The organism is Leclercia sp. LSNIH8 (assembly GCF_002920195.1).
Taxonomy (GTDB): Bacteria; Pseudomonadota; Gammaproteobacteria; order Enterobacterales; family Enterobacteriaceae; genus Enterobacter.
The window spans coordinates 40,296-52,672 of the sequence record NZ_PQJY01000004.1; the positions used below are offsets into that span (position 1 = coordinate 40,296).

Sequence of the window (12,377 nt, forward strand, 5' to 3'; positions counted from 1 at the left end):
TTTCTCGCCCTGGTCAGGGGAGGGGTTGCGGCCACACCTGCAAAGAATTACCAGACCGACCCGCCCAAAGAACCGGGCGGCATGCAATGCAATGTGAGCAGTACATATTTGATTTTGCTGTGTTTACCTCATGGAGAAATGGAATGTTTAGGTTGAATCCCTTCGTTCGGGGAGGGCTGTGCGCGTCTGCTCTTTCCCTGGCGCTGCCGGTTGCGGCGGTGGAATCTGGCGACACGATGGTCGTTACCGCCTCGGCCAACGAGCAAAACCTGAAAGATGCCCCCGCCAGTATCAGCGTCATCACCCAGCAGGATCTGCAGCGTAAGCCAGTGCAGAACCTGAAAGATGTGTTACAGGACGTGCCGGGCGTGCAGTTAACTAACGAAGGGGACAACCGCAAGGGCGTCAGTATCCGCGGGCTGGACAGCAGCTATACGCTGATCCTGATCGACGGCAAACGCGTCAACTCGCGCAACGCCGTGTTCCGCCATAACGACTTCGATCTCAACTGGGTGCCGGTGGACGCCATCGAGCGCATCGAAGTGGTGCGCGGGCCAATGTCCTCCCTCTACGGCTCCGATGCTCTGGGCGGCGTGGTCAATATCATCACCAAAAAGATCGGCCAGAAATGGACCGGCACCCTCACTGCCGACACCACCATTCAGGAACATCGCGATCGCGGCGACACCTACGGCGGCCAGTTCTATACCAGCGGCCCGCTGGTGGATGGCGTTCTCGGCCTGAAAGCCTTCGGCAGCGTCTCCCAGCGTGATAAAGACGATCCGCAGTCCTCTTCCACCAGCGCTACAGGCGAAACCCCGCGTATCGAAGGCTTCACCAGCCGTGATGCCAACGTGGAATTTGCCTGGACCCCGAACGAAAACCACGATTTCACCGCCGGGTATGGTTTTGACCGTCAGGATCGGGATTCCGACTCGCTGGACAAAAACCGTCTGGAGCGCCAGAACTACTCCCTGAGCCACAATGGCCGCTGGGGGCTGGGCAACAGCGAGCTGAAATTCTACGGCGAGAAGGTGGACAACAAAAATCCTGGCAACAGCAGCGCGATCACCTCCGAAAGCAACTCCATCGACGGTAAATATGTCCTGCCGTTGGGGGAGATTAACCAGCTGGTGACCTTTGGCGGAGAGTGGCGTCACGATAAGCTGAAAGATCCGGTCAACCTTACCGGCGGCAACAGCAGTAATACATCGGCCAGCCAGTATGCGCTGTTCCTGGAAGATGAATGGCGGATCTTTGAGCCGCTGGCCCTGACCACCGGCGTGCGCATGGATGACCATGAAACCTACGGCGACCACTGGAGCCCGCGTGCTTACCTGGTTTATAACGCCACCGATACTCTAACGGTGAAAGGCGGTTGGGCAACGGCATTCAAGGCGCCGTCGCTGTTGCAGTTGAGTCCGGACTGGACCACCGGCTCCTGCCGTGGTGCCTGTGAAATTGTCGGTAGCCCGGATCTGAAACCAGAAACCAGTGAAAGTTTCGAGCTGGGGCTGTACTACAGCGGGGAAGAGGGATGGTTAGAGGGCGTTCAGGGGAGCATCACCGCTTTCCAGAACGACGTTGATGACCGGATCAGCATCAGCCGTACCGCCAACGTCGGCCAGGCGCAGAGCTACCCTAACTATGTCGGGCTGAATGCCGACGGCGAGCCGGTGTTCCGCTATTACAACGTCAATAAGGCGCGTATCCGTGGCCTGGAGACGGAGATTAAGTTCCCGATTGCCGAAGAGTGGCGAATGACGCTGAATTACACCTATAACGACGGGCGTGATATCAGCAACGGTGGCAACAAGCCGCTCTCCGAGCTGCCGTTCCATACCGCAAACGGTACGCTGGACTGGCAGGCGACCCAGGCGTGGTCCTTCTACGTGCAGGGGAATTATACGGGTGAGAAACGCGCGATTACCGATGGCGCGGCAACGCCGGGTGGCTACGTGGTGTGGAATACCGGTGGTGCATGGCAGGCGACCAAAAACGTTAAGCTGCGTGCGGGCGTCATGAACCTGCTGGATAAAGATCTCAGCCGCGACGACTACAGCTATACCGAAGAAGGACGCCGTTACTTTATGGCGGTGGATTACCAGTTCTGATCGAGGGATCGCCGGAGCGGTGCGGTCTGTTTGCCGGGCGGCGCTGCGCTTGCCCGGCCTACGGGCTGGTGTGGGTTTTGTAGGCCCGGTAAGCGAAGCGCCACCGGGCATGAGGCTGGCACTTACTTCAACAGCTGCTGCGCATGGAAGCGCAGATGATCTTCAATAAACGACGCAATGAAATAATAGCTGTGATCGTACCCCGGCTGGATACGTAACGTCAGCGGCCAGGCTTTTTGCCGTGCCGCTTCCGCTAGCACCGCCGGTTGTAGCTGGCTTGCCAGGAACTGATCGGCATCGCCCTGATCGATAAGCGTCGGGATCGCCTGTTCCGGCTGGCTGGCCAGCATCAGGGCGCAGCTGTCCCACGCCTGCCAGTTTGCAGCATCCTCACCCAGATAGTGGCTAAAGGCCTTCTGCCCCCACGGCACCTGCGTCGGGTTGACGATAGGCGCAAACGCCGAGACGCTGACATATTTACCCGGGTTTTTCAGCGCCATCACCAGCGCACCGTGACCGCCCATCGAATGACCGCTGATGGCACAGCGATCGGCTACTGCAAATTCCGCCTGGATCAGCGCCGGCAGCTCGTCGCGCAGATAATCATACATCCGGTAATGACGCGCCCAGGGCTGCTGGGTGGCGTTCAGGTAGAACCCGGCGCCTTTACCCAGATCATATCCGGCATCGTCCGCCACGTCGTCGCCGCGCGGGCTGGTATCCGGCATCACCAGGGCGATCCCCAGTTCGGCCGCCACGCGCTGGGCGCCCGCTTTGGTGGTGAAGTTCTCATCATTGCAGGTCAGGCCAGAGAGCCAGTAAAGCACCGGCGGTTTCGCCCCGTCGGTCGCCGGAGGAAGAAAAATGCTGAACGTCATCGCGCAGTTCAGCACCGTGGAGTCGTGACGCCAGCGCTGCTGTTGACCTTCAAAACAGTGGTGCTCTTCGAGCAGTTCCATGCAGGGCTCCTTCAGGAAGGTGAGATCGGGATTGAAAGCCATAATACAGATTATTCAGTAACGTGTGAGCAACTTTCACTTCCGCATTTGCCTCATATCCTGCATCATGAATTTACGAAACTTTAACAATCGGGGTGGTCATGGCGCTGCGTATCGCGCTCAGCGGATTTGTGGTTCTGGTGGTGGCGATGGGAATAGGGCGCTTTGCCTTTACTCCTCAGGTGCCGCTGATGATTTCGGCAGGCGAGCTCACCCTGACCAGCGCCGGGCTGGTGGCGGCGATGAACTATCTCGGCTATCTGGTGGGAGCGTGGGATGCCATGCGCGCGCACCGGTTTTTCGAGGGCCGTCTGTGGCTGGGGATCGTTGGTGCAGTGGCGCTGACGCTGCTCTCCGCCGTGGCGGATAATGCGGTGATCCACGGGCTGCTGCGCTTTGTGATTGGCTGCATGAGCGGCTGGTCGATGGTGCTGATTGCTGCCTGGACCAACGAACGGCTGGCCCATTTTGGCAAGCCGGGCCTGAGTGCCGCGGTGTTTGCCGGGCCGGGGGCCGGGATCGCCTTAAGCGGCCTGCTGGCGGTCTGGATCCAGGCGCAGGCGCTCTCCGCCAGCGCTGCCTGGCAAATCTACGGCCTGCTGGCGCTGGTGCTCGTCGCGCTGGTGGCCCGCTACCTGCCGCGTGCCGGGCAGCTGCATCGTCCGGGCACGACGCCGGAGCCGTTGACGCTAACCCGCGATCTGCGTCGTCTGGTCTGGAGCTACAGCCTCGCCGGGTTTGGCTACATCCTCCCGGCGACGTTTCTGTCGCAGATGGCGGCGCTGCGCTTTCCTGGCAGCGCCTTTGCCCAGTTTGTCTGGCCGGTTTTTGGTGTCGCCTCGATGGTGGGCATTGCCCTCAGCATCGCCCTGCGCCACGTCGCGTCGACCCATCGTCGGCTGGCGATCGTGCTCTGGTTGCAGGCGGTGGGAGTGATTGCCGCCTGGCTGATGCCGGGGATGGCCGGTCTGGTGACCGGTGCGCTGCTGGTCGGCGGCGGATTTTTATGTGCGGTGCAGCTCTCGTTGCTCTATGGGCGTGAACTGGCACCGAATCATACGCGTTACATGGCCGGGTTACTGACGACCGGCTATGCCATCGGGCAGCTAATTGGCCCGATGACCTCGGCACTGTCGAGCTGGCTTACCCATCAGCTTGAGCCTGCGCTGGGCCTTGCCGGTATCGCATTGTTTGTTGCGGGCGGACTGGTCTGGCAGCGTCAGGTTGAAAGGTAACGACAATTAGAATAATTATCGCGGTGAATACTGGATTATGCTCGCCGCCTCGCGCACAATGAGTGCACATTTTGCCCCACGGAGGGCAGAAGAGCGCCACACCTGCAGGAGAAAAGAATGTCATCAATGAGTAAAGAAGCTGCCCTCGTCCATGAAGCGCTGGTAGCACACGGCCTTGAAACGCCGCTGCGCCCACCGGTTCAGGAGATGGACAACGAAACACGTAAAAGTCTTATTTCCGGGCACATGACCGAAATCATGCAGCTGCTCAATCTCGATTTGAGTGATGACAGTCTGATGGAGACGCCGCGTCGCATCGCCAAAATGTATGTCGATGAGATTTTCTCCGGGCTTGATTACGCCAATTTCCCGAAAATTACCGTCATTGAAAACAAAATGAAGGTCGATGAGATGGTGACGGTGCGCGATATCACCCTGACCAGCACCTGCGAACATCACTTTGTGACCATCGACGGTAAAGCGACCGTGGCTTATATCCCGAAAGACGCGGTGATTGGCCTGTCTAAAATCAACCGTATCGTGCAGTTCTTTGCCCAGCGTCCGCAGGTACAGGAGCGTTTAACCCAGCAGATCCTCATCGCGCTGCAAACGCTGCTTGGTACCAACAACGTGGCGGTATCGATTGATGCGGTACACTACTGCGTGAAAGCGCGTGGCATTCGTGATGCGACCAGCGCCACCACCACCACCTCGCTGGGCGGCCTGTTCAAATCGAGCCAGAATACCCGCCAGGAGTTCCTGCGCGCCGTCCGTCACGTTAGCTAACCGTCAGGGCAGGGTACATGGAAAGAAATGTCACGCTGGATTTCGTTCGTGGCGTCGCTATTCTGGGTATTCTGCTTCTGAATATAAGCGCCTTCGGTTTGCCGAAGGCCGCTTACCTCAATCCCGCCTGGTATGGCGATATCACTCTCCGCGACGCCTGGACATGGGCGGTGCTGGATCTCTTTGCCCAGGTCAAATTCCTTACCCTGTTTGCGCTGCTGTTTGGCGCAGGTCTTCAGCTGTTACTGAAACGCGGTAAACGCTGGATCCAGGCTCGGCTCTCTCTGCTGGTGCTGTTCGGATTTATTCATGGGCTGCTGTTCTGGGATGGCGACATTCTGCTGGCCTATGGGCTGGTAGGGCTGATCTGCTGGCGCATCATCCGCGATGCGCATGATATCAAAAATCTCTTCAATACCGGCGTGGTGCTGTTTCTTATCGGCGTGGCTATATTGCTGCTGCTGGGGGTTATCTCCGGCGGCTCGACCAACCGCTCCTGGGTACCGGATGCGGCGAACCTGCAATATGAGCAGTACTGGAAGTTGGGCGGCGGACTGGAAGCCATCAGCAACCGGGCGGATATGATTGGCAACAGCTTACTGGCGCTCGGCGCACAGTATGGCTGGCAGCTGGCGGGGATGATGCTGATCGGCGCCGCGCTGATGCGTACCGGCTGGCTGAAGGGCGAGTTCAGTCCGCGCCACTATCGCCGCACCGGGATGTGGCTGGTGCTGATCGGGCTGGCGATCAATCTTCCGGCGGTGATCGCCCAGTGGTATCTGCACTGGGATTATCGCTGGTGTGCATTCCTGTTGCAGGCGCCGCGCGAGCTGAGCGCGCCGTTTCAGACGATTGGCTATGCCGCGCTCATCTACGGTTACTGGCCACAGCTCTGCCGTTTCAGGCTGGTGACGGCGGTGGCCTGCGTGGGGCGCATGGCGCTCAGCAACTATATTTTACAGACGCTGATCTGTACTACCCTGTTCTATCAGCTTGGCTTATTTATGAAGTTCGACCGGCTACAATTGCTGGGCATTGTCCTGCCGGTGTGGCTGGTTAATATTCTTTTCTCCGTCCTCTGGCTGCGCCATTTCCGTCAGGGGCCGCTGGAATGGGTATGGCGGCAATTGACCATACGTGCGTCAGGCGTTTCATCAAGCCATACATCCGGATAACGATCTGGATCACAATCATTAACAAAACGGATGTAACCGTTTTCATCCTTGTGACCTTCTTCACGTAGTCCTCGCCTTGTCGCTGCCAGAATAGACACCTTGCTAAACACAGGGGGTGTCTGTGAGTCGCTGCAATCTAAATAAGGGTGGTGAATATGATCACCATTCGTGACGTCGCGCGTCAGGCGGGCGTTTCTGTCGCCACCGTTTCCCGGGTTCTCAACAATAGCGCGCTGGTCAGTCCGGAGACGCGGGAGTGCGTGATGAAAGCCGTCACGGCGCTGGGCTACCGGCCTAATGCGAACGCCCAGGCGCTGGCGACCCAGGTCAGCGACACCATCGGCGTGGTGGTGATGGACGTGTCGGATGCCTTCTTCGGTGCCCTGGTAAAAGCCGTCGATATGGTGGCCCAGGAGCACCAGAAAAACGTGCTGATCGGCAATAGTTATCACGAGGCGGAAAAAGAGCGTAACGCCATTGAGGTGTTGATTCGCCAGCGCTGTAACGCCCTGATCGTCCATTCAAAAGCCCTGAGCGACGAGGAGCTATCTGCCCTGATGGAGCAGATCCCCGGCATGGTGCTCATTAACCGCATCGTTCCCGGCTATGCCCACCGCTGCGTCTGCCTCGATAACGTCAGCGGAGCGATGATGGCGACGCGGATGCTGATGAACAACGGGCATCAGCGCATCGGCTATCTGGCCTCCAGCCACCGCATTGAGGACGACGATATGCGCCGGGAAGGCTGGCAGAAAGCGTTGCTTGAACAGGGTATTACCGGATCAGACAGCTGGATCGGCACCGGTGCGCCGGACATGCTGGGTGGGGAAGCGGCCATGGTGGAGCTGCTCGGGCGCAACCTGCAGTTGACCGCGGTTTTTGCCTACAACGACAGCATGGCGGCGGGCGCACTCACGGCGCTGAAAGACAATGGCATTGCGGTGCCACAGCATCTGTCATTGATTGGTTTTGATGATATCCCGATTGCCCGTTACACGGACCCGCAGCTGACCACAGTCCGCTACCCCATCGCCTCCATGGCCCGGCTGGCCACGGAGCTGGCGTTACAGGGAGCCGCCGGGAAGCTGGATATCAATGCAACCCACTGTTTCATGCCAACTTTAGTGCGTCGCCACTCCGTTGCCATTCGGCAAACTGTGGTGCCGATCACTAACTAATAATTCGCCGTGATGTAACCGTTTTCAATTTGTGAGTAAATTCACAGTAACTTAACAATGCGCTGTCTATGATGTCAGCGTTTTAGCAACTGAAACGCTATGTAACGGTGATTAATCACTTTGGCTATAGCTAAGGTTCGTTAAACATCCAAAAAAACGCATTCTGGAGCGCTACCGACCAAGGAAGATAGAAATTTTATAAGTGGACTTCGGCCGGCAGTAACGTTTCTTTAACATGTGCCCGCCGAGCCTTATTCACACGAACTACCCTGCATAAAAATCGGAGATATCATGAATAAGAAGGTGTTGACTCTGTCTGCTGTTATGGCAAGCATGCTTTTCGGTGCCGCCGCGCACGCTGCAGATAGCCGTATTGGTGTGACTATCTATAAGTATGACGACAACTTCATGTCCGTTGTGCGTAAGGCAATCGAGAAAGAGGGTACTGGCGCACCAGACGTACAGCTGCTGATGAACGACTCCCAGAATGACCAGTCCAAACAGAACGACCAGATCGACGTTCTGCTGGCGAAAGGCGTAAAAGCTCTGGCAATCAACCTGGTTGACCCGGCAGCAGCAGGCACCGTTATTGAAAAAGCACGCGGCCAGAACGTGCCGATTGTGTTCTTCAACAAAGAACCTTCCCGCAAAGCGCTGGATAGCTACGACAAAGCCTTCTACGTCGGTACCGACTCCAAAGAATCCGGCATTATTCAGGGCGACCTGATTGCCAAACACTGGGCCGCTAACCCGAACTGGGATCTGAACAAAGATGGTCAGGTACAGTTCGTACTGCTGAAAGGCGAGCCAGGCCACCCGGACGCTGAAGCACGTACCACCTACGTTATCAAAGAGCTGAACGACAAGGGTCTGAAAACCCAGCAGCTGGCTTTAGATACCGCAATGTGGGATACCGCTCAGGCGAAAGACAAGATGGACGCATGGCTGTCCGGCCCGAACGCGAACAAAATTGAAGTGGTTATCGCCAACAACGACGCGATGGCAATGGGTGCGGTAGAAGCCCTGAAAGCTCACAACAAATCCTCTATCCCGGTATTTGGTGTGGACGCCCTGCCTGAAGCGCTGGCACTGGTTAAATCTGGCGCAATGGCCGGTACCGTGCTGAACGATGCCAACAACCAGGCGAAAGCCACCTTCGATCTGGCGAAAAACCTGGCAGAAGGTAAAGGCGCTGCTGACGGTACTAACTGGAAAATTGACAACAAAGTTGTTCGTGTACCGTACGTTGGCGTAGATCAGGAAAACCTGGCGCAGTTCACCGGTAAATAAGTTATAGCATTCCACTGGGCGCAGTTTCTGCGCCCTTTTATCACGCGACGCGAGGCCGAGAAGGTATAATTATGGTCAGCACAACGACTCAGTCGTCCGGTGAATACTTGTTGGAAATGAGCGGTATCAACAAGTCTTTTCCCGGTGTTAAAGCACTGGATAATGTTAATTTAAAAGTACGGCCTCACTCCATTCACGCCTTAATGGGTGAAAACGGTGCGGGTAAATCAACATTATTGAAATGCTTATTTGGGATCTATCAAAAAGATTCTGGCAGCATTCTTTTTCAGGGAAAAGAGATCGATTTCCATTCCGCCAAAGAGGCGCTGGAAAACGGTATTTCGATGGTTCACCAGGAACTAAACCTGGTACTTCAGCGTTCTGTTATGGACAATATGTGGCTGGGTCGTTATCCGACCAAAGGCGTATTTGTCGATCAGGACAAAATGTATCGCGACACCAAAGCTATTTTTGATGAACTGGATATTGATATCGATCCGCGCGCGCGCGTCGGTACGTTGTCTGTTTCACAAATGCAGATGATTGAAATCGCCAAGGCCTTCTCCTATAACGCCAAAATCGTGATTATGGACGAGCCTACCTCTTCATTAACGGAGAAAGAGGTGAACCACCTGTTCACCATTATCCGTAAACTGAAAGAGCGCGGTTGCGGCATCGTTTATATCTCTCACAAAATGGAAGAGATCTTCCAGCTGTGTGATGAAATCACCGTGCTTCGCGACGGGCAGTGGATCGCCACCCAGTCGCTGGAAGGGCTGGACATGGACAAGATCATCGCCATGATGGTTGGCCGCTCCCTGAACCAGCGCTTCCCGAACAAAGAGAACAAGCCGGGCGAAGTGATTCTGGAAGTGCGCAACCTGACTTCACTGCGTCAGCCTTCCATTCGCGATGTCTCCTTCGATCTGCATAAAGGGGAGATTCTCGGGATTGCCGGTCTGGTGGGCGCCAAGCGTACCGATATCGTCGAAACGCTGTTTGGCATCCGCGAGAAATCTGGCGGCACCATCACTCTGCACGGTAAAAAGATTAATAACCATAACGCCAACGAAGCCATTAACCACGGCTTTGCGCTGGTGACCGAAGAGCGTCGCTCGACCGGTATTTACGCCTATCTGGATATTAACTTTAACTCCTTAATTTCTAATATTCATAATTATAAAAATAAAATCGGTTTGTTGGATAATTCCCGCATGAAGAGTGATACCCAGTGGGTTATTGACTCCATGCGCGTAAAAACCCCAGGACATCGCACGCAAATTGGATCGCTTTCCGGTGGTAACCAGCAAAAGGTTATTATTGGGCGCTGGTTGTTAACCCAGCCTGAAATTCTGATGCTGGATGAACCAACCCGCGGTATCGACGTTGGTGCAAAATTTGAAATTTATCAGCTGATTGCTGAATTAGCTAAGAAAGATAAAGGGATTATTATTATTTCTTCCGAAATGCCGGAATTGTTAGGGATCACAGATCGTATTCTGGTTATGAGCAATGGTCTCGTTGCCGGAATTGTTGACACCAAAACGACAACGCAAAACGAAATTTTGCGTCTTGCGTCTTTGCACCTTTAAGATCAGGGGCTCCTCATGAGTGCGTTAAATAAGAAAAGTTTTCTTACTTATCTGAAAGAAGGCGGTATTTACGTTGTTCTTTTAGTCTTACTGGCCATTATTATTTTCCAGGATCCGACTTTCTTAAGTCTGCTGAACTTAAGTAACATTCTGACCCAGTCTTCGGTGCGTATTATTATCGCCCTCGGCGTGGCAGGTCTTATTGTCACCCAGGGTACTGACCTGTCAGCCGGCCGTCAGGTTGGTCTGGCGGCGGTTGTTGCGGCAACGCTTCTGCAGTCGATGGAAAACGCCAACAAGGTCTTCCCGGAAATGGCAACCATGCCTATTTTCCTGGTGATCCTGATTGTCTGTGCCATTGGCGCGGTCATCGGTCTGATTAACGGCATCATCATTGCGTACCTGAACGTAACGCCGTTCATCACCACCCTGGGTACCATGATCATCGTTTACGGTATCAACTCCCTGTACTACGACTTTGTGGGCGCATCACCGATTTCCGGTTTCGACAGTGGATTCTCGACCTTTACGCAGGGCTTTATCGCGATGGGCAGTTTCCGCCTCTCCTACATCACCTTCTACGCGCTGATTGCCGTGGCGTTCGTCTGGGTGCTGTGGAACAAAACCCGCTTCGGTAAGAACATCTTCGCTATCGGGGGTAACCCGGAAGCGGCAAAAGTCTCTGGTGTTAACGTGGCGCTGAACCTGCTGGTTATCTATGCCCTGTCCGGCGTGTTCTATGCGTTCGGTGGTTTGCTGGAAGCGGGCCGTATCGGCTCTGCCACCAACAACCTCGGCTTTATGTATGAGCTGGATGCGATTGCCGCGTGCGTCGTGGGGGGCGTGTCGTTCAGCGGTGGTGTAGGTACCGTGCTGGGCGTGGTAACCGGTGTGATCATCTTCACCGTTATCAACTACGGCCTGACCTATATCGGCGTCAACCCGTACTGGCAGTACATTATCAAGGGCGCGATCATTATCTTCGCCGTTGCGCTGGACTCCCTGAAGTACGCGCGTAAGAAGTAATAGCGTTGATAACAAAAAACCCGCCTTGTGCGGGTTTTTTTATGCCCGGCAAAGGTAAATGCAAAACGGTCACTTGGGTGACCATTTTTAATGTTTGCGCCCTCTCCCCGTGGGAGAGGGGCGGGGTGATGGCATCAGAAAGCACCCAACATGTAGGCCGGGTAAGGCGAAGCCGCCACCCGGCGAGATTTGCCCGGCGGCGCTGCGCTTGCACGGGTCTACGGGGTTATGTAGGCCGGGTAAGGCGAAGCCGCCACCCGGCGGGGGTTACTTCTTCTTCTGCATCTCAAGCAGCTGTTCTGGCGTGACCGCCGGATAACCCTGGGCATCGGCAGGGACTTCTGTCATCGTCGGGATTGGCACCAGCGGGCCTAAGAAGCGTGGTTCGCGTTTGAAGATGTAGAGATCCGCCAGCGCCCCCAGGCGTGCGCCAAACTCGCGTACCCGCACGGTGAGCATATCTTTTGGTGACGGGACGGCATAGCACTGTGCCTGAATCCCCATATGCAGGGCGATAAACAGCGCGCGTTCGCAGTGGAAGCGCTGGGTAATGATGATGAAATCGTTGGTATCAAACACCTTACGGGTGCGAACAATCGAATCGAGGGTTCTGAAACCGGCGTAGTCGAGCACGATATCGGCCGGATCAACCCCTGCGGCAATCAAATCCTTACGCATGGTGACCGGCTCGTTATAGCTCTGAAGCGCATTGTCACCGCTCAGCAGCAGATAATTCACTTTGCCGCTGTTATAGGCGTTGAGCGCTCCCTGAATGCGGTAACGGTAATACTGGTTGATCACCCCGGTGCGGTAATACTTGGCGGTGCCCAGCACCACGCCGACCTGCCGGTAGGGCAGATCCTGAAGGTCATCAAAGATATAAGGAGCCGTTTTCCAGCTCATCCAGCGGTCGAGGCCCAGCGCAGTCAACAGCACGATGCCGATCAGGACAACCAGGCTGTAAAACATGCGCTTTAACATAC

Annotated in this window: 10 protein-coding genes; 8 read left to right on the plus strand and 2 right to left on the minus strand. The window is 55.6% G+C overall.

The window, feature by feature from the left end; genetic code table 11:
* Nucleotides 1-143 precede the first annotated feature (143 nt).
* Nucleotides 144-2,114 (plus strand): catecholate siderophore receptor CirA, encoded by a 1,971-nt coding sequence (gene cirA / locus C3406_RS12215; protein ID WP_103825014.1) that lies wholly within the window; start codon nucleotides 144-146, stop codon nucleotides 2,112-2,114.
* A 122-nt stretch (nucleotides 2,115-2,236) separates the two neighbouring features.
* Here cirA and fghA read toward each other — a convergent pair whose 3' ends face one another.
* Nucleotides 2,237-3,073, minus strand: coding sequence for an S-formylglutathione hydrolase (gene fghA / locus C3406_RS12220; RefSeq protein WP_103825015.1), 837 nt, complete (start codon nucleotides 3,071-3,073; stop codon nucleotides 2,237-2,239).
* 140 nt (nucleotides 3,074-3,213) lie between these two features.
* Between fghA and C3406_RS12225 the strand changes: the two genes are divergently transcribed.
* The 7 genes from C3406_RS12225 (at nucleotide 3,214) to mglC (ending at nucleotide 11,394) form a co-directional block, all read left to right on the plus strand.
* The gene (locus tag C3406_RS12225; RefSeq protein ID WP_103825016.1) at nucleotides 3,214-4,347 is read left to right on the plus strand and encodes a YbfB/YjiJ family MFS transporter; all 1,134 of its coding nucleotides are present in this window, start codon (nucleotides 3,214-3,216) and stop codon (nucleotides 4,345-4,347) included.
* Nucleotides 4,348-4,464: 117 nt separating this feature from the next.
* The gene (gene folE, locus C3406_RS12230; RefSeq protein WP_103180331.1) at nucleotides 4,465-5,133 is read left to right on the plus strand and encodes a GTP cyclohydrolase I FolE; all 669 of its coding nucleotides are present in this window, start codon (nucleotides 4,465-4,467) and stop codon (nucleotides 5,131-5,133) included.
* A gap of 17 nt (nucleotides 5,134-5,150) precedes the next feature.
* Nucleotides 5,151-6,308 (plus strand): DUF418 domain-containing protein YeiB, encoded by a 1,158-nt coding sequence (yeiB, locus tag C3406_RS12235; RefSeq protein ID WP_103825017.1) that lies wholly within the window; start codon nucleotides 5,151-5,153, stop codon nucleotides 6,306-6,308.
* 155 nt (nucleotides 6,309-6,463) lie between these two features.
* Complete coding sequence (gene galS / locus C3406_RS12240) at nucleotides 6,464-7,486, plus strand: HTH-type transcriptional regulator GalS (RefSeq protein WP_103825018.1); 1,023 nt, start codon at nucleotides 6,464-6,466, stop codon at nucleotides 7,484-7,486.
* 291 nt (nucleotides 7,487-7,777) lie between these two features.
* On the plus strand, nucleotides 7,778-8,776 hold the full coding sequence (gene mglB / locus C3406_RS12245) for a galactose/glucose ABC transporter substrate-binding protein MglB (RefSeq protein ID WP_103825019.1): 999 nt from the start codon (nucleotides 7,778-7,780) through the stop codon (nucleotides 8,774-8,776).
* Nucleotides 8,777-8,847: 71 nt separating this feature from the next.
* Nucleotides 8,848-10,368 (plus strand): galactose/methyl galactoside ABC transporter ATP-binding protein MglA, encoded by a 1,521-nt coding sequence (gene mglA / locus C3406_RS12250; RefSeq protein WP_103825020.1) that lies wholly within the window; start codon nucleotides 8,848-8,850, stop codon nucleotides 10,366-10,368.
* 15 nt (nucleotides 10,369-10,383) lie between these two features.
* The gene (gene mglC, locus C3406_RS12255) at nucleotides 10,384-11,394 is read left to right on the plus strand and encodes a galactose/methyl galactoside ABC transporter permease MglC (RefSeq protein WP_103180322.1); all 1,011 of its coding nucleotides are present in this window, start codon (nucleotides 10,384-10,386) and stop codon (nucleotides 11,392-11,394) included.
* A 267-nt stretch (nucleotides 11,395-11,661) separates the two neighbouring features.
* Here the strand turns inward: mglC and sanA are convergent, their stop codons facing one another.
* Nucleotides 11,662-12,375 carry an outer membrane permeability protein SanA gene (gene sanA / locus C3406_RS12260; RefSeq protein WP_103825021.1) on the minus strand — a complete coding sequence of 238 codons (714 nt, stop codon included), beginning with the start codon at nucleotides 12,373-12,375 and terminating at the stop codon, nucleotides 11,662-11,664.
* Between the last annotated feature and the right edge of the window lie 2 nt (nucleotides 12,376-12,377).